General features: G+C 61.5%; 20 protein-coding genes. 9 read left to right on the top strand and 11 right to left on the bottom strand.

The window, feature by feature from the left end:
• The first annotated feature begins 17 nt into the window (after positions 1–17).
• From AB5Y50_RS10705 to fhuB, 3 genes are read left to right on the top strand one after another with little or no spacing between them, the layout of a single operon-like run.
• The gene (locus AB5Y50_RS10705) at positions 18–782 is read left to right on the top strand and encodes an ATP-binding cassette domain-containing protein (RefSeq protein ID WP_010672275.1); all 765 of its coding nucleotides are present in this window, start codon (positions 18–20) and stop codon (positions 780–782) included.
• Between the two features lie 31 nt (positions 783–813).
• The gene (locus AB5Y50_RS10700; protein ID WP_181023066.1) at positions 814–1,707 is read left to right on the top strand and encodes an ABC transporter substrate-binding protein; all 894 of its coding nucleotides are present in this window, start codon (positions 814–816) and stop codon (positions 1,705–1,707) included.
• The gene (gene fhuB / locus AB5Y50_RS10695) at positions 1,704–3,686 is read left to right on the top strand and encodes a Fe(3+)-hydroxamate ABC transporter permease FhuB (protein WP_103858075.1); all 1,983 of its coding nucleotides are present in this window, start codon (positions 1,704–1,706) and stop codon (positions 3,684–3,686) included. The genes AB5Y50_RS10700 and fhuB overlap by 4 nt, the downstream gene beginning before the upstream one ends.
• 69 nt (positions 3,687–3,755) lie before the next feature.
• On the opposite strand, the gene mnmE is transcribed toward fhuB, so the two are convergent.
• The 8 genes from mnmE to AB5Y50_RS10655 form a co-directional block, all read right to left on the bottom strand.
• Positions 3,756–5,117, bottom strand: a complete 1,362-nt coding sequence (mnmE, locus tag AB5Y50_RS10690; RefSeq protein ID WP_010672278.1) for a tRNA uridine-5-carboxymethylaminomethyl(34) synthesis GTPase MnmE — start codon at positions 5,115–5,117, stop codon at positions 3,756–3,758.
• Between the two features lie 109 nt (positions 5,118–5,226).
• Positions 5,227–6,873: a membrane protein insertase YidC gene (yidC, locus tag AB5Y50_RS10685; RefSeq protein WP_010672279.1), complete on the bottom strand. Its 1,647-nt coding sequence runs from the start codon at positions 6,871–6,873 to the stop codon at positions 5,227–5,229.
• A 5-nt stretch (positions 6,874–6,878) separates the two neighbouring features.
• Positions 6,879–7,127, bottom strand: coding sequence for a membrane protein insertion efficiency factor YidD (gene yidD, locus AB5Y50_RS10680; RefSeq protein ID WP_010672280.1), 249 nt, complete (start codon positions 7,125–7,127; stop codon positions 6,879–6,881).
• The gene (rnpA, locus tag AB5Y50_RS10675) at positions 7,094–7,453 is read right to left on the bottom strand and encodes a ribonuclease P protein component (protein WP_010672281.1); all 360 of its coding nucleotides are present in this window, start codon (positions 7,451–7,453) and stop codon (positions 7,094–7,096) included. Before rnpA ends, yidD begins: the two co-directional genes overlap by 34 nt.
• Positions 7,453–7,587, bottom strand: coding sequence for a 50S ribosomal protein L34 (gene rpmH, locus AB5Y50_RS10670; protein ID WP_005307156.1), 135 nt, complete (start codon positions 7,585–7,587; stop codon positions 7,453–7,455). The genes rnpA and rpmH overlap by 1 nt, the downstream gene beginning before the upstream one ends.
• A 269-nt stretch (positions 7,588–7,856) precedes the next feature.
• On the bottom strand, positions 7,857–8,591 hold the full coding sequence (locus AB5Y50_RS10665) for an amino acid ABC transporter ATP-binding protein (protein ID WP_275874596.1): 735 nt from the start codon (positions 8,589–8,591) through the stop codon (positions 7,857–7,859).
• Positions 8,592–8,603: 12 nt separating this feature from the next.
• On the bottom strand, positions 8,604–9,272 hold the full coding sequence (locus AB5Y50_RS10660) for an amino acid ABC transporter permease (protein ID WP_010672283.1): 669 nt from the start codon (positions 9,270–9,272) through the stop codon (positions 8,604–8,606).
• On the bottom strand, positions 9,273–10,031 hold the full coding sequence (locus tag AB5Y50_RS10655; RefSeq protein WP_039040644.1) for an amino acid ABC transporter substrate-binding protein: 759 nt from the start codon (positions 10,029–10,031) through the stop codon (positions 9,273–9,275).
• Positions 10,032–10,341: 310 nt separating this feature from the next.
• On the opposite strand from AB5Y50_RS10655, the gene dnaA reads away from it, so the two are divergent.
• From dnaA to gyrB, 4 genes are all read left to right on the top strand, one after another.
• Complete coding sequence (dnaA, locus tag AB5Y50_RS10650; RefSeq protein ID WP_039040645.1) at positions 10,342–11,712, top strand: chromosomal replication initiator protein DnaA; 1,371 nt, start codon at positions 10,342–10,344, stop codon at positions 11,710–11,712.
• 83 nt (positions 11,713–11,795) lie between these two features.
• A complete protein-coding gene (gene dnaN / locus AB5Y50_RS10645; RefSeq protein ID WP_039040646.1) occupies positions 11,796–12,899 on the top strand; it encodes a DNA polymerase III subunit beta in 1,104 nt (367 codons plus the stop codon).
• Positions 12,900–12,901: 2 nt separating this feature from the next.
• A complete protein-coding gene (gene recF, locus AB5Y50_RS10640; protein ID WP_010672287.1) occupies positions 12,902–14,005 on the top strand; it encodes a DNA replication/repair protein RecF in 1,104 nt (367 codons plus the stop codon).
• Complete coding sequence (gene gyrB, locus AB5Y50_RS10635) at positions 14,002–16,413, top strand: DNA topoisomerase (ATP-hydrolyzing) subunit B (RefSeq protein ID WP_041212069.1); 2,412 nt, start codon at positions 14,002–14,004, stop codon at positions 16,411–16,413. Before recF ends, gyrB begins: the two co-directional genes overlap by 4 nt.
• Positions 16,414–16,512: 99 nt before the next feature.
• Here gyrB and AB5Y50_RS10630 read toward each other — a convergent pair whose 3' ends face one another.
• Positions 16,513–17,478: a helix-turn-helix domain-containing protein gene (locus AB5Y50_RS10630; RefSeq protein ID WP_319882754.1), complete on the bottom strand. Its 966-nt coding sequence runs from the start codon at positions 17,476–17,478 to the stop codon at positions 16,513–16,515.
• A gap of 85 nt (positions 17,479–17,563) precedes the next feature.
• Entirely contained in the window at positions 17,564–18,343 is a 780-nt protein-coding gene (locus AB5Y50_RS10625; protein ID WP_319882755.1) for an MBL fold metallo-hydrolase, read from the bottom strand.
• A 256-nt stretch (positions 18,344–18,599) separates the two neighbouring features.
• Between AB5Y50_RS10625 and AB5Y50_RS10620 the strand changes: the two genes are divergently transcribed.
• Together AB5Y50_RS10620 and AB5Y50_RS10615 are read left to right on the top strand one after the other, a co-directional pair.
• A complete protein-coding gene (locus tag AB5Y50_RS10620; protein WP_010672291.1) occupies positions 18,600–19,013 on the top strand; it encodes an Hsp20 family protein in 414 nt (137 codons plus the stop codon).
• Positions 19,014–19,105: 92 nt separating this feature from the next.
• Positions 19,106–19,546 (top strand): Hsp20 family protein, encoded by a 441-nt coding sequence (locus AB5Y50_RS10615; RefSeq protein ID WP_010672292.1) that lies wholly within the window; start codon positions 19,106–19,108, stop codon positions 19,544–19,546.
• A gap of 73 nt (positions 19,547–19,619) precedes the next feature.
• Here the strand turns inward: AB5Y50_RS10615 and AB5Y50_RS10610 are convergent, their stop codons facing one another.
• Positions 19,620–20,870 (bottom strand): valine--pyruvate transaminase, encoded by a 1,251-nt coding sequence (locus tag AB5Y50_RS10610; RefSeq protein ID WP_039040650.1) that lies wholly within the window; start codon positions 20,868–20,870, stop codon positions 19,620–19,622.
• Positions 20,871–20,950 lie beyond the last annotated feature (80 nt).

The following is a 20,950-nucleotide window of genomic DNA, read 5'->3' as shown; positions in this document are numbered from 1 at the left end:
CAGCACAGGAATTGCTTATGTTCGAGATGAAATCCGCCAGCTTCGCGGTCAATGACCGCACGCTGCTGCACCCCACCAGCCTTCGCTTCGAGCAAGGTCGGGTCTATGGCCTCATCGGCCACAACGGGTCGGGAAAATCGACCCTGATCAAGCTGCTGGCGCGCCAGCAACCCCACAGCGGCGGGGAGATCCTGTTCGATGACCAGCCGTTGTCTGCCTGGGGCAACCGGGAGTTTGCCCGTCAGGTGGCCTATCTGCCCCAGCACCTGCCGAGTGCCGAAAACCTGCTCGGCCGCGAGCTGGTGGAGATGGGGCGCTACCCCTGGCGCGGCCTGCTGGGCCGGATGGGAGCGGAAGATCACCGTCAGGTAGAGCGGGCCATCGCCCTGACCCACACCGAACGCTTTGCCGATCGGCTGGTGGATACCCTCTCCGGCGGTGAGCGGGGACGAGTCTGGCTCGCCATGCTGCTGGCTCAGGAGAGCCGTTTCATCCTGTTGGACGAGCCACTGGCCGCCCTGGACGTGGCCCATCAGGTGGAGGTGCTCACGCTCGTCAAGCAGCTCAGCCGCCAGCTCAACCTCGGGGTCATCATCGTCATTCACGACATCAACATGGCCTCCCGCTTCTGCGATCGGCTGGTGGCGCTGCACTCCGGCCGTCTGCTGACCCACGGCGAGCCCGAACAGATCATGACAGGGGAGACCCTGAACGCCATCTATGGCATCCCCATGGAGGTCATTCGCCATCCGGCCCATGACCACGCCATCGCCATCGTCTGACCGGGGGCCGCTCTTGAACCGTTTATTGAAGATGGCGCCCTGTCTGCTCAGTCTGCTGCTGCCCCTGGCAGGGGAGGCCGGGCAGCTTGTCACCGCCACCAGCGCCACGCCCCGCATCGCCACAGTGGACTGGACCATAGCCGAGACCCTGCTGGCTCTGGGGGTCACCCCGATGGCGGTGGGGGATGTGGCCCCCTATCGCGCCTGGGTCGGTGAACCCCAGCTTCCTGCCGGGGTGATCGATATCGGGCTGCGTGCCCAGCCCAACCGGGAACTGTTGGCGGAGCTCAAACCGGATCTTATTCTCATCTCGCCGCTGGCGGCCCCCCTGGCGCCGACCCTCTCCCGCATCGCGCCGGTGCACTCCATCGCCCTGTATGAACCGGGCACCGATCTGTGGCTGCGACTGCGGGAAGCGACCCTGACCATAGCCGCCCTGGTCAACAAAGAGACCGAGGCCGAACGCCAGCTCGCCGCGCTGGAGCTGGATCTGGAACAGATGCAGGCGGCGCAGCCCGCCGATCTGCCCCCTTTGCTGGTGGTGCAATTCATCGATGAGCGCCATGTGCGGGTGTTTGGCCGTGGCAGCCTGTTCGAGGCAGTGATGCAGCGCCTCGGCCTTCGCAACGCCTGGCAGGGAGAGACCAATGCCTGGGGATTCTCGGTCGCGAGCCTGGAGCAGTTTCTCGGGATGCCGGATGCCAGGCTGGTGGTGGTGGACCCCGTGCCCGTAGGAGTTGGTGAAAAACTTCAGGAGCCTGGATTGTGGCAGCATCTCCCGCTGGTACAGAACAATCCGGTGATCCATCTGCCTGCGACATGGAGTTTTGGTGGCATATTGGCGGCCCGCCGCTTCGCCACCCTGCTGGACGGTGCCTTGCGGGAGCAGGCTGTCCACAGAGCAACCGGGGGATCAAATCAATGAGCTCTTCTCTTTCTTCGCCCCTGCTGCGCCCGGGTCTCTGCCTGTTGGTGCTGACACTGGGGCTGGCTTGCGCCGAGCTGGCGCGTCAACTGCCGGGGGCGCTCTGGTGGCAGGCCCTGTTCTCCCCCGAGCTGGACGATGCCCGCCAGGCGGTGGTCCATTTCAGCTGGCTGCCGCGCCTTGCCATCTGTCTGCTGGCCGGTGCCGCCCTCGGGCTCGCCGGTACCCTGATGCAGCAGGTGCTGCGCAATCCCCTGGCCTCGCCCACCACCTTGGGGGTGGCCTCCGGCGCCCAGCTGGCACTGATGATGGTGACCCTGCTCGCCCCCTCCTGGCTGCTGATCGGGCGGGAGTGGGTCGCCATGGCCGGGGGAAGCCTGGCCATGGGGCTGGTCTTCGCCCTGGCCTGGCGCCGCCAGCTCAATCCCGTGGTCATCGTCTTTGCAGGGCTGGTGATCAACCTCTATCTGGCCGCCATCAGCATGGGATTGCTGCTGTTCTTCCAGGAGGAGCTCAAAGGGCTGCTGGTGTGGGGGAGCGGATCTCTGGCACAGAACAGCTGGAGCGGCGTCGGCTATCTGCTGCCACGGTTGCTGCTGGCCGCGATGCTGGCGGTGGTGCTGGTGCGCCCGCTGGCAGTGCTGGAGCTGGACGATGCCAGCGCTCGCAGCCTGGGGGTCTCTCTCAAGCACCTGAGATTCGCCGGCCTCGGCCTCGCGGTCTTCATCACCGCCTGCGTGGTGAGCGTGGTGGGGCTGATCGGTTTTATCGGGCTGGCGGCGCCCGCCATGGTGCGGCTGCTGGGGGTCAGAAAACTGGCCCAGCGGCTGCTGTGGGCACCCATCCTCGGCGCCCTGTTGCTGGCGGCCACCGATCTGCTGCTGCAGACCCTGAGCCGGTTCTGGCCTGTGCTGATCCCGACCGGCGCCATGACGGCCCTGTTGGGGGCGCCGCTGCTGCTCTGGCTGATCCCGCGTCTTGGCATCAAGCAGAGTGCGCCTAAGGCGAACTCCTCCCTGCAGTTGGCCCGCCATCCGGCGCCGACTCGCCTTGTTGGCCTGATGGTGTTGGGGCTGGCTGCGGCGGTGATCGCCTCCCTGTTGTTTGGGCAGGGGATGGACGGCTGGGGTTGGCCGAGCTGGCTGCGGTGGCAGGCCCAACTGGAGTGGCGCTTGCCGCGCACGCTGGCTGCGGGTGCCGCAGGCGTGTTGCTGGCGCTGGCTGGCACCCTGTTGCAGCGAGTCAGCAACAACCCCATGGCGAGCCCCGAGCTGCTGGGGGTGAGCGGTGGCACCTTCATGGGGGTGATTGCGGCGGCCCTGTTGCTGCCCGCCTTGCCGCTGCCCATGATGCTGCTAGGGGGGCTGGTGGGCGCCTTCGCCTGCCTGTTGCTGCTGGTGCTTATCAACCGGCGCAACGGCTTCCAGCCGGAGCGGATACTGCTGTCTGGCATCGCCATCACGGCGCTGTTCGAGCCGTTGCAGGCCATCGCCCTGGCCAACGGCGACCTGCGGGTGCAGCAACTGCTCTCCTGGATGTCCGGCTCCACCTATTACGTCACCCAGCCGGTGGCCCTTGCCCTGGTGGTGTTGGCGCTGCTGATGCTGGCAGCCTGCCTGCTGGTGAGCCGCTGGCTCGATCTCATGCCCATGGGGCCGGCGGTAGCGACGGCTCTGGGGATCCATCTCGGCCGTGCCCAGCTCACCATCCTGCTGCTGGTGGCCGTGCTCACCGCCAGTGCCACCATGGTGATAGGCCCGCTCTCCTTTGCCGGTCTGCTGGCGCCGCACCTGGCCAGATTGATGGGGCTGGTGAGGGCGCGCTGGCACCTGCTCGGCGCCGCAGGCTGTGGTGCTTTGCTGATGGTGTCGGCGGACTGGATCGGCCAGCAGATCCTCTTTCCCCAGGAGGTGCCCGTCGGTCTGGTCTCCACCCTGTTAGGGGGTGCTTACTTCATGTGGTGCCTGCGCCGCCTCTAGGTCGGTGGATGAAAAGCGCACAAAAAAGCCCGGGATGAACCCGGGCTTTTCATTGCCTGCTCAGCGGACTTACTTGCCGATGCAGAAGCTGGAGAAGATGCGGCCCAGCAGATCGTCGGAGCTGAACTCGCCGGTGATCTCGGACAGGGACTCCTGGGCCAGGCGAAGCTCCTCGGCCACCAGTTCGCCAGCCACATAGACCTCAAGCTGCTCCCTGGCTACCAGCAGCCGCTCGGCGGCGCGCTCCAGTGCGTCCAGGTGGCGGCGGCGGGCCATGAAGCCCCCCTCTGTATTGCCCTGGAAGCCCATGCAGGCCTTGAGGTGCTCGCGCAGGGCGGGCAGCCCCAGCTCGGTCTTGGCGGAGATGCGATAGACGGCGTGGCCCTGCTCCTGGCTCGGTGCCAGATCCTCGCCGGTCAGGTCCGCCTTGTTGCGCACCACGGTGAGGCCGATGTTTTTTGGCAACCGATCAACGAATTCCGGCCAGATATCGTGGGGGTCGACGGCGTCCGTGGTGGTGCCGTCCACCATAAACAGCACCCGGTCGGCCTGTTCGATCTCGGCCCAGGCGCGCTCGATGCCGATCTGTTCCACCTTGTCCTGGGTATCGCGCAGGCCCGCGGTGTCGATGATGTGCAGCGGCATGCCATCCAGATGGATGTGCTCGCGCAGCACGTCGCGGGTGGTGCCGGCGATCTCGGTGACGATGGCGGACTCGCGGCCTGCAAGGGCGTTGAGCAGGCTCGATTTCCCGGCGTTGGGACGACCGGCGATCACCACCTTCATCCCCTCTCGCAGCAGGGCACCCTGCTTGGCCTCGCCGCGTACGTCATCCAGCTCGGACATGATGGCGTAGAGGTCACCCGCCACCTTGCCGTCGGAGAGAAAGTCGATCTCTTCATCCGGGAAGTCGATGGCCGCTTCCACATAGATGCGCAGCCGGGTGAGGCTCTCCACCAGCTGTTGCACCTTGCCGGAGAACTGCCCCTGTAGGGAGTGCATGGCGCTGCGGGCGGCCTGCTCGCTGGAGGCTTCGATGAGATCGGCGATGGCCTCGGCCTGGGCCAGATCCAGCTTGTCGTTGAGGAAGGCGCGCTCGCTGAACTCGCCCGGGCGGGCGGGGCGGATGCCGTCGATCTGCAGGATGCGGCGGATCAGCATGTCGAGAATGACGGGGCCGCCATGGCCCTGCAGCTCCAGCACGTCTTCGCCGGTGAAGCTGTTGGGGGCCTTGAACAGCAGGGCGATGCCCTGATCCAGCGCCTGGCCCTGCTCGTCCCTGAACGGCAGATATTCGGCATAACGCACCCTTGGGAGCTTGCCGAGCACTATCTCGGCGACCCGCTCGGCGGCAGGGCCGGAGACGCGGACTATGCCGACGCCGCCACGGCCGGGGGCGGTGGCCTGGGCCACGATGGTATCTGTTGTCATCTTGCTTGACTCGCTGGTTGGCTGAATGAGTAAGAGGGTGGGGGACATTGTAATAAAAAAGGCGGCCCGAAGGCCGCCTCTTTTGTCATCAGGAAAGATGGGCTGCGCATCAGTTGCGTGAGTGCAGGCCTTTCTTCTCCAGCTGACGATAGATGATGGTCTGCTGGATGATGGAGATGACGTTGCTCACCAGCCAGTACAGAGTCAGACCTGCCGGGAACCAGAGGAACATGAAGGTGAAGATGATCGGCATGAACTGCATCACCTTCTGCTGCATCGGGTCCGTGATGGTGGTCGGGCTCATCTTCTGCAGATACCACATGGAGGCACCCATGAGGATCGGCAGCACGAAGAAGGGGTCCTTCACCGACAGGTCGGTGATCCACAGGGCGAACGGCGCGTGGCGCAGCTCGACAGACTCCATCAGTGCCCAGTAGAGGGCGATGAAGATGGGCATCTGTACCAGGATGGGCAGGCAGCCGCCCAGCGGGTTGACCTTCTCCTTTTTGTACAGCTCCATCATGCCCTGGGACATCTTCTGGCGATCGTCACCGAAGCGTTCCTTGAGCGCAGCCAGCTTGGGCTGGAGCATGCGCATCTTGGCCATGGAGGTGTACTGGGCCTTGGTCAGCGGGAACATGATGCCGCGCACCAGCAGGGTCAGCATGATGATGGCCAGACCCCAGTTCTGGACGAAACCGTGGAACACGGTCAGCAGCCAGTGCAGCGGTTGGGCGATGAACCAGAGCCAGCCGTAGTCGACGGTCAGATCCAGGTGGTTTGCCACCTTGGCCATCTGATCCTGCAGCTTGGGACCGATCCACAGCTTGCCGCTCACTTCGGCCTGCTGGCCGGCAGCGACGTCAACCAGCGGCGCCTTGTAGCCGATGATGGCCTGGTCCTTGCCCGGGATCACGCGGCTGTAGAAGCTGTTGGTGTCGTTGGCATTCGGGGCCCAGGCAGAGACGAAGTAGTGCTGCAGCATGGCGACCCAACCACCCTGGGTGGTCTTGTTCAGGTCGGCATCCTTCATCTCGTCGAAGGTGTACTTCTTGTAGCGGGAGTCTTCGCTGGAGAAGGCACCACCACGGTAGGCACTGGCCACCATGGCATGACCTTCCTGATCCTTCGGCGTGGTCATGGTCTGCTTCAGCTGACCGTAGAACTGTACCTGGACCGGCTCGGCAGACTTGTTGTCGATCTTGTAGTCGACGCCCACGGCGTAATCACCGCGCTTGAGCACGAACTCCTTGGTGAAGACCACACCCTTGCTGTCGGTCCAGGTCATCGGAACGACGACTTGATCCTGACCATCGGCCAGCTGATAGCTGGTCTGGGCGGCTTCATAGGTGGGACGACCCTGGGCCTGGCTGTCCGGACCATTGCGACCGACCAGACCGCTCTGGGCCACATAGAGGTGGGCAGGCTGGCTGGTCAGCAGGGTGAACGGCTGTTCCTTGCCTTCTTCCAGCTTGTGGGCCAGCAGCTCGGCAGAGACGATGTCACCGCCCTGGGTGTCCAGGGTCAATTTGAGCACGTCGGAGGAGACGGTGATCAGCTTGCGCGCGGCGTTACCATTTGCTTGCTCGGAAACCTGAGGAATATCACCGGTCTGACCGGCTTCAGGTACGAAATGTTCGGTTTGGGCCACGGTAGTCGGGGCCGGCTTCGGAGCCTTGTCGGACTCCCACTGTTGCCAGAGCAAGAAGCTCACGAACAGCAAACCGATCAGGAGTAAATTGCGTTGTGATTCCATAGTCTTCAGTTTCTTCGCTTTGGTTGCGGAACCGGGTCATAACCACCCTCGGATAAGGGATGGCATTTTAATAGACGTTTGCTGGCTAACCAAACGCCTTTTATGAAACCGTGAAGTCGGATTGCTTCTATCGCAAATTGGGAACAAGTCGGGGTGAAACGGCAGCGCGGCCCGAGCAGGGGACTAATGATTAGCTGATACAGGCGTATCAGTTTGATTGCTACCCATTGCAACGGCGTGACAGAGTGCGCCATAGCTTTTCCAGTAACTTGAACAGCGCTTCGTTGTCCATCTCCTTCACGCCACCCTTGGCGATCACGACGATGTCGATAGCGGGCAGATTGGCTTGATTGAGGCGAAAACTTTCCCGAACCACTCGTTTTACACGGTTGCGCCAGACGGCACGCTTGAGCGCCTTTTTGGGCACGGCGAGGCCAAGACGGGGGTGTTCGAGGGAGTTGGGGCAAGCAAGAAGCGTAATTTGCGGAGAAGCGGCCCGGACAGGCTCGGCGAAAACGCGTTTGAAGTGTTCGGGAGTTAACAGACGTAACTCCCGAGAGAAGGTGTGCTGGGTAGGCATTAGACTACCAGGCGGGCACGACCCTTGGCACGACGAGCGGCCAGAACTTTGCGGCCGTTGGCAGTAGCCATGCGAGCGCGGAAACCGTGAGAGCGCTTGCGCTTCAGGTTGGACGGTTGAAAAGTACGTTTCATGATTCGATTCCGTATTTCTGTACAGTTTTGATTGTCACACTTAGCCGACGCGCCAGCTATAGCGTGTGACGACTAGCAAAAGAGGCCGAATTCTAAACAGAGTTCAGCTTCTCGTCAATCCGCCGTTCCTTTCCATCTCGCCCCGTTCGTCGACCGAGCGGGATAATCTGGCAGGATCCGGAGGATCAAGGGCCCCGAATTATACTGGCAACCCGGGGTTAAACAAGGATCCCTCAAGAAAAAAGGCGGCCAGGCCGCCAAAGAGAGAGCTATTTAAGTACTTTGCGCAGGAACTCCCGTGTACGGGGATCCTGCGGATCGACCAATATCTGATCCGGCGGGCCCTGCTCCACGATCCGGCCTCCTTCCATGAAGATCACCCGATCGGCGACATCACGGGCAAACTCGATCTCGTGGGTCACCACCACCATGGTCTGGTGCTGGCGGGCCAGCTCCTTCATCAGGCCCAGCACCTCGTCGACCCACTCGGGATCGAGGGCGGAGGTGGGCTCGTCAAACAGGATCACCTTGGAGTGGGCCGCCATGGCCCGGCCGATGCCGACGCGCTGTTGCTGGCCGCCGGAGAGGGAGGCCGGGTAGGCATCCTGTTTCTCGGCGAGGCCGATGTCCTTGAGGATGCCCAGGGCAGTGGCACGAGCCTCCGCCTTCGGCTGTTTCCAGACGGTGATCAGCCCCTCGGCAATGTTGTCCAGCGCCGTCTTGTTGGCGAACAGGGCGTAGTTCTGGAACACGAAAGAGGCGCGCTTGCGCAGTTCGATGGCCTGCTGGTCGCTGGCCTTGGCCAGATCCACGGCGAGGTCATCGATGACGAGCCGCCCTGCATCCGGGGTTTCCAGCAGGTTGAGGCAGCGCAGCAGAGTCGACTTGCCGGTACCGGAGGGGCCGATGATGACGACAATCTCCCCCTTCTTTACCTCAAGATCGATGCCGTTGAGCACCTGATTTCCGTCATAGGCCTTGGAGAGACCCGTTAGGTTGATCATGACAGGCCTCCTTTAATAAGCACGGTTCAGCCGCACTTCCAGCAGATGCTGCAAGCGGGTGAAGAAGATGACCACCACCCAGTAGATCAGCGCCACCGCCATGAAGCTCTCGAAGAACTTGAAGGAGGAGGCCGCTTCCATCTGGGCCTTGCCCATGATCTCCGCCACACCCAGGGTAAACGCCAGGGAGGTGCTCTTGATCATGTCGATGAAGTAGTTCATCAGCGATGGTGTCGCGATGCGGGCCGCCTGGGGCAGGATGATCCGCTGCATCGCCTGCAGCCGGCTCATGCCGATGCTGAGGGCGGCTTCCATCTGGCTCTTGTGGATGCCGAGAATGGCTGCCCGGATCGACTCGGCCATGTAGGCGGCGAAGTGCAGGGTCAGGCCGATGATGGCGGCGGTAAAGGCATCCATCCCCACGAAGATGGGGAAGAGCTGCGGCAGCCCGTAATAGAGCAGGAACAGCTGGACGAGCAGCGGTGTACCCCGGAAGAACGAGATATACAGCATCGCCAGCCAGTGAAGTGCGGGAACGCGAAACACCCGTACTATCGCCAGGATCAGCGACAGTACGAGTGCCAATACGAATCCCCACAGGGCCATTTCCATCGTGGTGCCCAGGTATTTGAGCAGGATGGGAAACAGCCCTAGCGTGTACTCGAGGTCAAATTCCATCATTTATTTGCTGGTGATGTCCGCTGCGAACCATTTTTCGGAGATTTTGGTCAGGGTGCCGTCTTTGCGCATGGCGGTGAGGGCATCGTCAACCTTCTTCAGCACGGCCTGTTTCTCCGGGGTCTTCAGGAAGGGCAGGGCATTCTCGATAGTTTCGAACGGTGCACCGGCCTGTTGCAGCGGCAGCTTGGATTCCTTGATCAGCTGGGCGGTGGAGACGCGGTCCATCACGAAGGCGTCGATGCGGCCCAGGGCGACATCCTGCTCGAAGGCGGAGTCATAGGTACGGATATCGATCTTCTTGTTGGGGTCGTTCTTGCGCAGCAGCTCTTCGAAGTTGGAGCCCAGGTTGACGGCGACCTTCTTGCCTTCCAGATCCTTGATGCCGTGGATGGTGTTGTTGCCCTTGCGGACCACGATCTGGGCACCGTCATAGACATAGGGCTGGGAGAAGGCGTACTTGGCCTTGCGCTCGTCGGTGATGGTGATCTGGTTGGAGATGGTGTCGACGCGGCCGGTTTCCAGCATGCCGAACAGGCCGGAGAAGCTGGCGGTCACGAACTCGACCTTGTAGCCGGTGCGCTCACCGATCTGGTTCCACATGTCCACCTCGAAGCCCTGCAGCTTGTCCTGCTTGACGAAGGTGAACGGGAAATATTTGCCGGACATGCCGACCTTGATGGTTTCCTGGGCGATGGCCTGGCCGGACAGGCTGGCCAGCAGAATGGCGGCGCCGGAAATCAGTTTGATGGTGGATTTCATGGGGATTCCTCTCTCTGTAGTGCTGTATTTTTAGTTGTAATCACGGGTTGGCGCTGATGTTATTGGAATAAAATATAAAAAATAAATGATATTTGGTTATATAAAATAACTATGGTTGCAGCGCGCCATTCTGTCCACATTGCCGATATCCGGCTGTGGGTAACTTTGGGGATGAAATGGGATCCTGGGGCGTTGGATCCTTGAAAGTCAAGGATCTTATTTGCTGGATCCGTGCGGCAGCAACTGGAGATCCGGCCACTAAAAACGTAGAATAGCCGGTCTTTACTTAATCAATTGACGGGAGTCTAGAGTGACTGCTTCGCTATGGCAGCAGTGCCTTAACCGGCTGCAAGATGAGTTGCCCTCGGCAGAATTCAGCATGTGGATCCGGCCGCTTCAAGCGGAGTTGAGTGACAATACTCTGACCCTGTATGCACCGAACCGCTTTGTTCTGGACTGGGTACGCGACAAGTACCTGCTCCGGGTCAACGGCATCATCAACGAGCTGTGCGGAGCCGACGCTCCCACCCTGCGTTTTGATATCGGCAATCGCCCTCATCCCGTCGCGGTCGCCAGGGCGCCGGCCCGTGGTGTCGATCCTGTGAATAACTCTCCCAAGAGCTGGGAAAACAAGGCCGAAAACAAGCCCGAGCCAAACCACAAGAGCAACACCAACGTGAACTATACCTTCGAGAATTTCGTCGAGGGTAAGTCCAACCAGCTGGCCCGTGCGGCCGCCCGTCAGGTGGCCGACAATCCGGGTGGTGCCTACAACCCGCTGTTCCTCTATGGCGGAACCGGCCTTGGCAAGACTCACCTGTTGCACGCCGTTGGCAATGCCATCAAGGATCGCAAGAAAGACGCCAAAGTCATCTACATGCACTCCGAACGGTTCGTGCAGGACATGGTGAAGGCGCTGCAGAATAACGCCATTGAAGAGTTCAAGCGTTATTACCGTAGCGTCGATGCCCTGCTCATCGATGACATCCAGTTCTTCGCCAACAAGGAGCGCTCCCAGGAGGAGTTCTTCCACACCTTCAATGCCCTGCTTGAAGGAAACCAGCAGATCATTCTGACCTCGGACCGCTATCCGAAAGAGATCAACGGGGTGGAAGATCGTCTCAAGTCCCGCTTCGGCTGGGGACTCACGGTGGCGATCGAGCCGCCGGAGCTGGAGACCCGGGTTGCCATCCTGATGCGCAAGGCGGACGAGAACCAGATCCATCTGCCGGACGAAGTGGCCTTCTTCATCGCCAAACGGCTGCGCTCCAACGTCCGTGAACTGGAAGGCGCCCTCAACCGGGTGATCGCCAATGCCAACTTCACCGGCCGCGCCATCAACATCGACTTCGTGCGCGAGGCGCTGCGCGATCTCCTGGCCTTGCAGGAGAAGCTGGTCACCATCGACAACATCCAGAAGACGGTGGCGGAGTACTACAAGATCAAGCTGGCGGATCTGCTCTCCAAGCGTCGCTCCCGTTCCGTTGCCCGCCCGCGCCAGCTGGCGATGGCGCTGGCCAAGGAGCTGACCAACCACAGCTTGCCTGAGATAGGGGATGCCTTTGGTGGCCGTGACCACACCACGGTTCTTCATGCCTGCCGCAAGATCGAGCAGCTGAAGGAAGAGAGTCACGACATCAAGGAAGATTATTCCAACCTGATCCGTACCCTTTCTTCCTGATAACGGAACGGAGTGCACAGATGCAGATTGCATGTTCCAGCCTGATCCGAATCCTTTCCTCCCAATAACAACGGAGAGCACAGATGCAGCTCGAAATTAGCCGTGAGGCCCTGTTACGTCCCCTGCAACTGGTGTCCGGTGCCCTGGGTGGCCGGCCGACCCTGCCCATCCTCGGCAACGTCCTGCTCGATGTCAGCAATGGCCTGCTGTCGCTGACCGGGACCGATCTCGAGGTGGAGATGATCGGACAGGTCTATCTCAACAGCGACAGCCAGGATGGCCGCACCACAGTGCCGGCGCGCAAGCTGCTGGACATCTGTCGCGGTCTGCCGGAGGGGGCGGAGATCCGTCTCAGCACCGAGGGAGAGCGCCTCATCATCCGTTCCGGCCGCTCCCGCTTCAACCTGTCGACCCTGCCGGCGACCGAATACCCGAACATCGAGGATTGGGAATCCGTGCTCGAGTTCGACATCAGCCAGCTGGAGCTGAAAAAACTCATCGACGCGACCCAGTTCTCCATGGCGAGCCAGGACGTGCGCTACTACCTGAACGGCATGCTGTTCGAGAGCGAAGGCCACGGCCTGCGTACCGTGGCGACGGACGGTCACCGGCTGGCCACCTGCCGCCGCGAGGTGGTGGGGGAATCGCTGCCCGATCATCAGGTCATCCTGCCGCGCAAAGGGGTGCTGGAGCTGGTGCGCCTGCTGGAAGCGGAAGACAAGCCGGTAAGGCTGCAAGTGGGCCGCAGCAATCTGCGCGCCGCCCTGGATGGCTTCATTTTCACCTCCAAGCTGGTGGATGGCCGTTTCCCGGACTGGCGCCGCGTCATCCCCCGGGGGAGTGACAAGGCCCTGATCGCCGGTCGCGAGGATCTGCGCCAGGCCTTTGCCCGTGCCGCCATCCTCTCCAACGAGAAATTCCGTGGGGTGCGTCTCAATCTGCAGGAAAACCTGCTGCGCATCACCGCCAACAACCCGGAACAGGAAGAAGCCGAAGAGCTGCTTGACGTACAATACGCCGCTGGCGAGATGGAGATCGGCTTCAACGTCTCCTATGTGCTGGACGTGTTGAATACGTTAAAATGTGACCAAATCCGGATCAGCCTGAGCGATTCCATCAGCAGCGCCATTATTGAGGATTTTGAGAACCAAGATGCCCAGTACGTGGTGATGCCGATGCGGATCTAGTCGTGTCCCTGGTCAAACTCCAGCTCAGCGACTTTCGCAACATTCAGCACGCCAGTCTCGCGCTGTCTCCCGGCCTCAATATCCTGGTCGGGAGCAACGGCAGCGGCAAGACCAGCGTGCTGGAAGCCATTCATTACCTTGGTCTCGGCCGCTCGTTTCGTACCCATTTGACCGGGCGGGTCATCCGCCAGGGCGAGCGGGCCTTTACCCTGTTTGCCCAGTGCGAGCTGGAGGGGCGTCAGGTGCCCATCGGGCTTGCCAAGGACAAGGGGGGCGAAACCCAGCTCAAGATCGCCGGTGCCCAGGCCCAGCGCCTGGCCGATCTGGCGGAGCTGTTGCCGGTACAGTTGATCCACCCCGATGGTTTCAGCCTGCTGACCGGTGGGCCCCAGGCTCGCCGGGCCTGGCTGGACTGGGGTGTTTTCCATCAGGAGCCGACCTTCTTCTCCCTCTGGGGGCGGGTGCGTCGGCTGTTGAAGCAGCGCAATGCCTTGCTGCGCCAGAGCACCCAGTATCGTCAACTGGCATTCTGGGATCAGGAGCTGGTGCGACTGGGTGGCGAGCTGGCGGGGTTTCGCGCCAGTTATTGTCAGGCCATTACGCCCCTGATCAAGGAGATGACGGCAGATTTTCTGCCGGAGTTCGATATCAGCCTTGGATTCTATCGAGGCTGGGAAAAAGACACTCCCCTCGATGCATTGCTGGAGGCGGGGTTCGAACGGGATCGTTCGCTGGGGTACACTGGGGTCGGTCCGCAGAAGGCGGACGTGCGGCTCAAGGCGAACGGCGTCCCCGCGCAGGATATTTTGTCCAGGGGTCAGCTGAAGTTGCTGGTCTGTGCCATGCGGCTGGCCCAAGGGCTCTATTTGAATCAACATAGCAGCCGCGGCTGTATTTTTTTAATTGATGATTTTGCCTCTGAACTGGATGTCGACAAACGTCGTCTGCTGGCCGCAAGGCTGAAGCAGTGCGCGTCCCAGGTGTTCATCACCGCCATCGATACCGGTCAGCTCGCAGACATGATGGATGCGAGTGATTGCAAGCTGTTCCACGTGGAACAAGGCAAGATCTCCGAAACGTTAGAGAAGGCAGAGAGTAAGCTATGAGTGAAAATACTTACGACTCCTCGAATATCAAGGTGCTCAAGGGCCTGGATGCGGTCCGCAAGCGCCCGGGGATGTATATCGGCGATACGGACGATGGATCGGGCCTGCACCACATGGTGTTCGAGGTCGTCGACAACTCCATCGACGAGGCTCTGGCTGGCTACTGCTCCGATATCCAGGTCAAGATCCATTCCGACGGCTCCGTCTCCGTGCGCGACAACGGTCGCGGCATTCCGGTGGACATCCACCCGGAAGAGGGTCGTTCGGCCGCCGAAGTCATCATGACCGTGCTGCACGCCGGCGGCAAATTCGATGACAACTCCTACAAGGTGTCCGGCGGTCTGCACGGTGTGGGCGTCTCCGTGGTGAACGCGCTTTCCGACAAGCTGCTGCTGACCATCCGCCGCAACGGTCATGTCTACGAGCAGACCTATCACCTGGGCGAGCCGCAGGCACCGCTCAAGCAGATTGGTGACAGCACTGGCACCGGGACCGAAGTTCGCTTCTGGCCGAGCCCGACCATCTTCAGCGACACCCTGTTCCACTACGAGATCCTGGCCAAGCGTCTGCGCGAGCTCTCCTTCCTCAACTCCGGCGTCTCCATCCGTCTGATGGACGAGCGTGATGGCCGCGAGGCGCACTTCTGCTACGAAGGGGGCATCAAGGCCTTCGTCGAGTACCTGAACCAGAACAAGACCCCGATCCATCCCAAGGTGTTCCACTTCACCACAGAGCAGGACGGCATCGGTGTCGAAGTCGCCATGCAGTGGAACGACGCCTATCAGGAAGGGGTCTACTGCTTCACCAACAACATTCCGCAGCGGGATGGCGGTACCCACCTGGTGGGCTTCCGCACCGCGCTGACCCGGACGCTGAACAACTACATGGACAAGGAGGACTACAGCAAGAAGGCCAAGTCCGCCGCCAGTGGTGACGACGTCCGTGAAGGTCTGATTGCCGTTATCTCCGTCAAGGTACCGGATCCCAAGTTCTCCTCCCAGACCAAGGACAAGCTGGTCTCTTCCGAAGTGAAGACCGCCGTGGAACAGGCCATGGGTGAGAAGCTGGCAGACTTCCTGCTGGAGAACCCGGGCGACGCCAAGATCGTGGTCAACAAGATCATCGATGCGGCCCGTGCCCGTGAAGCGGCCCGCAAGGCCCGTGAACTGACCCGCCGCAAGGGCGCGCTGGATATCGCCGGTCTGCCCGGCAAGCTGGCGGACTGTCAGGAGAAAGACCCGGCGCTCTCCGAACTCTACATCGTGGAAGGGGACTCTGCTGGCGGCTCCGCCAAGCAGGGTCGCAACCGGAAGAACCAGGCCATCCTGCCCCTCAAGGGCAAGATCCTGAACGTGGAGAAGGCCCGTTTCGACAAGATGATCTCCTCCCAGGAGGTGGGCACCCTGATCACCGCCCTGGGCTGTGGCATCGGTCGCGACGAGTACAACCCGGACAAGCTGCGCTATCACAACATCATCATCATGACGGATGCGGACGTCGATGGTGCGCACATCCGTACCCTGCTGCTGACCTTCTTCTATCGTCAGATGCCGGAAATCATCGAGCGTGGCTATGTCTTCATCGCCCAGCCGCCGCTCTACAAGGTGAAGAAGGGCAAACAGGAGCAGTACCTGAAAGACGAAGACGCATTGTTGCAGTACCAGACCGCCATGGCGCTGGACGGTGCGACCCTGCACGTCAACGAGTCTGCCCCGGCCATCGGTGGCGAGGCGCTGGAGCGTCTGGTCAACCAGCATCGCGCCGTGACTCACCTCATCACCCGCATGTCCCGCCGCGCGCCGGAAGCCGTGCTGACCCAGCTGATCTATCAGCCTGAGTTGAACGAAACCCTGCTGGCCAGCGAGAGCGATCTGCAGGCCTGGTGCCAGAGCATGGAGGCCGTGCTCAACGAGAGCAACCACGGCATCCAGTACCAGATGCAGGTACGCCGCGACGAGGAGCGCAGCCTGTTCGTGCCCCACGCCGTGGTACGCCAGCACGGGGTTGATCGCGAATACCCGCTCAGCTACGACTTCCTGCAATCCTCCGAGTACCGTCAGCTGGTCTCCCTGGGCAAGGAGATCGCCAACCTGATCGAGGAAGGCGGTTACATCAAGCGTGGCGAGAAGGTGAAGCCGGTCGCCAGCTTCGTTGAAGCGGTCGAGTGGCTGATGGGCGAAGGCAAGCGTGGCATCTACATCCAGCGCTATAAAGGGCTGGGTGAGATGAACCCGGAGCAGCTGTGGGAAACCACCATGGATCCGGAAGCCCGTCGCATGCTGCGTGTCACCATCGACGATGCGGTCGGCGCCGACCAGCTCTTCTCCACCCTGATGGGTGACGCCGTAGAGCCCCGTCGCGACTTTATCGAGACCAACGCCCTGCGGGTTGCCAACCTCGACGTCTAATCAGACGGTCCGACAACCATCAAAAGCCGCTCCTCGTGAGCGGCTTTTTGTTTTCTGGATGGAAGGGAGAGGGCGCGTTCCACGTGAAACATGAGGGACCTAAACTCTGTCACCACGAAAGGTGCGGCGCCACTCCCGCGGCGACACCCCGAAGCGGGTGCGAAAGTGCTTGCGCAAGATGGTGGCAGACCCGAGCCCCACCAGTTCGGCGATGCGTTCCACGGTGTGGGCGCTGGACTCCAGCAGCATCTGGCTGCGGCGCAGGCGCTCCGCCATCAGCCACTCCCCGAGGGAGAGACCGGTGGCGAGCTGGAAGCGGCGGCTAAAGGTGCGTCGGCTCATCATGCAATGTTCCGCCAGGCTGTCCAGGGTGTGGGGCGCGGCCAGGTGCAGGCGAAGGTGATCGAACAGCTGGTTGATCCTGGCATCCCGGGTGGTGGCGGGTACCGGCTGCTCAATGAACTGGGCCTGGCCACCCTCCCGGTGGGGAGGCACCACCAGCCGCCTGGCCAGCTTGTTGGCAATCTGGCTGCCGTGATGCTGGCGAACCAGATAGAGGCAGCAGTCCAGGCTGGCGGCGGTGCCAGCCGAGGTGATGAGCCCGTCGTCGTCGACGTAGAGGGCATTGGTATCGAGCCGCACCCGGGGGAAGCGCTGGACGAACTCCTGTTCAAATTCCCAGTGGGTGGCGGCACCGCGCCCGTCCAGCAGGCCGGCATAGGCCAGCACATAGGTACCGAGACAGAGCCCCACGATCTGGGCTCCCCTGATCCGGGCGGCAACTAGGGCATCGAGCAGGGGTTGGGCGGGGCGCTCGGCCGGATCGCGCCAGAAGGGGATGATGATGATATCCGCCTCCAGCAGACCCTCCAGGCCATAGTCGGCCTCCATGCGAAAGCCCTGGGAGGAGGCGGGTTGCCGCGTGTCATCCCCGGCGCAGAGTCTCAGCTCGAACAACGACTGGCCCGGCATCATCTTGTCGCCAAAGATGAGGCAGGGCACCGAGCAGTGAAAGGGGCTGAAGCGATCGAAGGTGATGACGGCGACGATGAGGGGACGGGGCATGGTGGCAAACTCCTTTGCACTCGGATCCCCATCATACGGGGCAGCAACAGAAAGCCGAAGAGCCATGTGGTGCCCGGCCCCTCGCTCAGAGCACCATGGTGTCGCCATCCTCGGGCACCCTTACCCGGGCGGCCATCCCCTGGCTGTCCAGGTAGTCGCGCAGCTCCCGCCGGGACAGCAGGGCATGATTGACCGCCTCCATGTGGCTGGCGATCAGGGTGGCCTGCGGGGCGGCCTGATAGACGGCGGCCACATCCTCCTTGCCCATGATGATGGCGCCCAGACCCGTCACCTGGGCATCACCGCAGTTGAGGACGACGACCTCGGGTTGGTGCCGGTGCAGCGCTTGTTCAACCTGGGCATTCCAGACGGTGTCGCCGGCCAGATAGAGGGTCTTTTCGGCGGGATGGGAGAAGACCACTCCGCTGACCTCGCCAAGGCGCTCCCCCAGCAGGGCCATGATGGTATCGCTGCCGTGTCGGCCTTCCGTCTGTTGCAGGCGGATGCCGGCGAACTCGCCGACCTCGCCGACCTCGCCCAGCAGGCGCACATCCTCGAAGCCGCATCCCCTCATGGTGTCGGCATCTTTTTGATGCTGCACGAACAGGGGAAGGTGCTTGGGGATCTTCGCTTTCGCGACATCGTCCCAGTGATCCAGATGGTCATGGGTGACGATCACCGCATCCACCTCCAGCAGGGTCGCCATGGGCAGCGGCAGCTCGACCAGGGGGTTGCGAAGATGGCTGTTGGCCATGCCTTCGAAGCCGGGGTAGCTCCCCTTGGGGGCCAGCATGGGGTCGATGAGGAAGCGGGTTCCTGCGTAGTGGATGAGCAGGGTGGCGTTGCGAACCTGGGTAATCTTCATGACGTGCTCCGGTTTCTCGTTGGGGACACGGCCAGTATGGAGGGATGAGGGACGGATCATGAGTGGCCCGCAGGCCTATTATCGATCTAATCGGGCCATTTTTGATGGCCTGCATTTCTTTTGTTTTTACCCCTTGAAAGCCAAATGTTGGCCCCTATATAGATAACAAGGCCGGAACGCTCGACAGAGGTTTCGACCAGGCGCCCGTCCATCAGGAGGGCAAACAATCCGTTATCGCTCACAAGAGGGTAATACTATGCGTTCTATCGACTTTTCTCCGCTCTATCGTTCTGCCATCGGCTTCGATCGTCTGGCCACTCTCATCGAATCTGCGGCCAGCAATGGCAATGCCGGCTATCCCCCCTACAACATCGAGCAGCTGGGTGACAGCGATTACCGCATCAGCATGGCGGTGGCGGGCTTTACCCAGGAAGAGCTGGAGCTGAGCTTCCAGGAAAATCTGCTGACGGTGAAGGGCAGCAAGCAGGCCGACACCGAGCGCAACTACCTCTACCAAGGCATTGCCGAACGCGGCTTCGAGCGTCGCTTCCAGCTGGCCGACTATGTGCGGGTGAAGGGGGCCGACCTGAAGAACGGTCTGCTGCACATCGACCTGGTGCGCGAAGTGCCCGAGGCGATGAAGCCCCGCAAGATCGAGATCAACGGCTGACAGCCTGACCTCGTTGCATTGCTGATGTTTCCCGGGTGCCGATGGCGGGCCCGTGGAGAGTAAACCCTGTTGCTTTATAGAAGGATAGGATCATGCGTAACCTCGATTTTTCTCATCTCTATTCCAATGCCGTCGGCTTCGAGCGGATGGCCCGCGAGCTGGAAGGCCTGTTCGATCAGAAGACCTCGGCCTACCCCCCGTACAACATCGAAAAGCGGGATCACGACAGCTACCTCATCACGGTTGCCGTGGCCGGTTTCGATCGCAATGAGCTGGAGCTGGAGACCGAAAATGGCACCCTCAAGGTGAAGGGGCGTAAGGTCGCCACCATGGGCGAGCGCCAATTCCTCCATCAGGGGATCGCCGAGCGGGACTTCGAGCTCGCCTTCAAGCTGAGCCAGCACGTGGAAGTGCAGGGGGCTAGGCTGGAGCACGGTCTGCTGACCATAGAGCTGGCCCGGGAGCTGCCGGAAGCGCTCAAGCCCCGTGCCATCCCCATCGGCAAACCCGATCAGCTGGCACTGCCCGGTTAAACAACATCGCTGACCACCTGATAGAAAAGAGGCCTGCATCTGCAGGCCTCTTTTTTTCATGCCGAAGGGGGAATCAACCGGCGTAGAGGGCGTTGATCTCGTCGGCCAGGATGGCGATGCCACGACGCACCAGATCTTCGCTCTGGGCATAGTTGAGGCGGATGCACTCCTGGCTGTGGCGCCACTCGGGGTCGTCGATGCCGGGGAAGAAGTAGTGGCCGGGCACGATCAGCAGGTTCTTCGCCTTCAGTCGCTCATACAGCTCCTGGCAGTGGATCGGCAGGTCTTCGAACCAGAGCCAGAGGAAGAGGGCTCCCTCCGGCTTGTGGATGTGGAAGCGCGGATCCGGAATGGCCTCGCGCAGCAGCTGGACCGCGAAGGTGGCTTTCTGCTGGTAGAAGGGTTTCACCACCTGTTCGCTCAGGGTGATGATGTCACCGCTCTCGATCATCGGAATGGTGATGGCCGGACCCAGGCTGCCCGGCGCCAGATTGATGATGCCGCTCAGGTTGGTGATGGCCCGGATGATCTTCTCGTCGGCGATGACGATGCCGCAACGGGTGCCCGGCAGGCCGAGCTTGGAGAGGCTCATGCAGAGGATGGTGTTGGCGTTCCAGAACGGCTTGGCGTCGCTGAAGATGATGCCGGGGAAGGGCACGCCGTAGGCATTGTCGATGAGCAGCGGGATCCCCTTGTCACGGGCGATCTGATCGAGGTGCTCGATCTCCTCGTCGGTGAGCACGTTGCCGGTGGGGTTGGTCGGCCGGGAGACACAGATCACCCCGATGTCGTCGCCCACCTGCAGGCTCTCGAAATCCACGTGGTATTTGAACTGGCCGTCGGGCAGCTTCTCGATGGTGGGCTTGTAGGCGACGAAATGATCGTCCGAGAGGGCCGAGTCGGCATAGCCGATGTATTCGGGGGCCAGGGGGAACAGCACCTTCTTCTTGCGACCGTCGGCGAACTCGCCGGCCAGCAGGTTGAACAGATAGAAGAAGGCGTTCTGGCTGCCATTGGTCAGGGCGATGTTGCGGGCGGAGATCTCCCAGCCCAGCTCCTTGCTGAGCAGGGTCGCCAGCGCCTTGGTGAACCTGTCCTTGCCCTGGGGGCCATCGTAGTTGGCCATGGCCTTGATCAGTTCGCCGTTGTCGAGCAGGGTGTTGGCCTCGGCCTGAAAGCGTTCCAGCATGGCGGGGATGGGGGCCGGATTGCCGCCTCCCAGCATGATGGCGTCGGGATTCAGCAGCCCTTGATTGAGGTCGTCCATGAGTTGGGTAATACCGGCGTGGCGAGTGAACTTCTCGCCGAACAAGGAGAATTCCATTCGGTGGCAAATCCAGAGTCAGTTAAGGGGGGAGCTAGCACCATAGCTCACTTCAAAAGCGGGTGTCGATCAAAAAAACG

Origin of the sequence: Aeromonas sp. s6 (assembly GCF_040907815.1) — a bacterium.
Lineage (GTDB): Bacteria > Pseudomonadota > Gammaproteobacteria > Enterobacterales > Aeromonadaceae > Aeromonas > Aeromonas caviae.
This window is presented reverse-complemented; position numbering and strand designations above follow the sequence as displayed.

Bases quoted from the DNA above. Each gene is read 5' to 3' on its own strand.
- AB5Y50_RS10665 (WP_275874596.1), bottom strand. From the start codon at position 8,591: ATGATCAACCTAACGGGTCTCTCCAAGGCCTATGACGGAAATCAGGTG.
- yidC (WP_010672279.1), bottom strand. From the start codon at position 6,873: ATGGAATCACAACGCAATTTACTCCTGATCGGTTTGCTGTTCGTGAGC.
- AB5Y50_RS10625 (WP_319882755.1), bottom strand. From the start codon at position 18,343: ATGAAGATTACCCAGGTTCGCAACGCCACCCTGCTCATCCACTACGCA.
- AB5Y50_RS10700 (WP_181023066.1), top strand. From the start codon at position 814: ATGGCGCCCTGTCTGCTCAGTCTGCTGCTGCCCCTGGCAGGGGAGGCC.
- fhuB (WP_103858075.1), top strand. From the start codon at position 1,704: ATGAGCTCTTCTCTTTCTTCGCCCCTGCTGCGCCCGGGTCTCTGCCTG.
- AB5Y50_RS10615 (WP_010672292.1), top strand. From the start codon at position 19,106: ATGCGTAACCTCGATTTTTCTCATCTCTATTCCAATGCCGTCGGCTTC.
- rpmH (WP_005307156.1), bottom strand. From the start codon at position 7,587: ATGAAACGTACTTTTCAACCGTCCAACCTGAAGCGCAAGCGCTCTCAC.
- gyrB (WP_041212069.1), top strand. From the start codon at position 14,002: ATGAGTGAAAATACTTACGACTCCTCGAATATCAAGGTGCTCAAGGGC.
- AB5Y50_RS10610 (WP_039040650.1), bottom strand. From the start codon at position 20,870: ATGGAATTCTCCTTGTTCGGCGAGAAGTTCACTCGCCACGCCGGTATT.
- AB5Y50_RS10620 (WP_010672291.1), top strand. From the start codon at position 18,600: ATGCGTTCTATCGACTTTTCTCCGCTCTATCGTTCTGCCATCGGCTTC.
- AB5Y50_RS10630 (WP_319882754.1), bottom strand. From the start codon at position 17,478: ATGCCCCGTCCCCTCATCGTCGCCGTCATCACCTTCGATCGCTTCAGC.
- AB5Y50_RS10705 (WP_010672275.1), top strand. From the start codon at position 18: ATGTTCGAGATGAAATCCGCCAGCTTCGCGGTCAATGACCGCACGCTG.
- mnmE (WP_010672278.1), bottom strand. From the start codon at position 5,117: ATGACAACAGATACCATCGTGGCCCAGGCCACCGCCCCCGGCCGTGGC.
- rnpA (WP_010672281.1), bottom strand. From the start codon at position 7,453: ATGCCTACCCAGCACACCTTCTCTCGGGAGTTACGTCTGTTAACTCCC.
- dnaN (WP_039040646.1), top strand. From the start codon at position 11,796: ATGCAGCTCGAAATTAGCCGTGAGGCCCTGTTACGTCCCCTGCAACTG.
- AB5Y50_RS10660 (WP_010672283.1), bottom strand. From the start codon at position 9,272: ATGATGGAATTTGACCTCGAGTACACGCTAGGGCTGTTTCCCATCCTG.
- yidD (WP_010672280.1), bottom strand. From the start codon at position 7,127: ATGGCGCACTCTGTCACGCCGTTGCAATGGGTAGCAATCAAACTGATA.
- AB5Y50_RS10655 (WP_039040644.1), bottom strand. From the start codon at position 10,031: ATGAAATCCACCATCAAACTGATTTCCGGCGCCGCCATTCTGCTGGCC.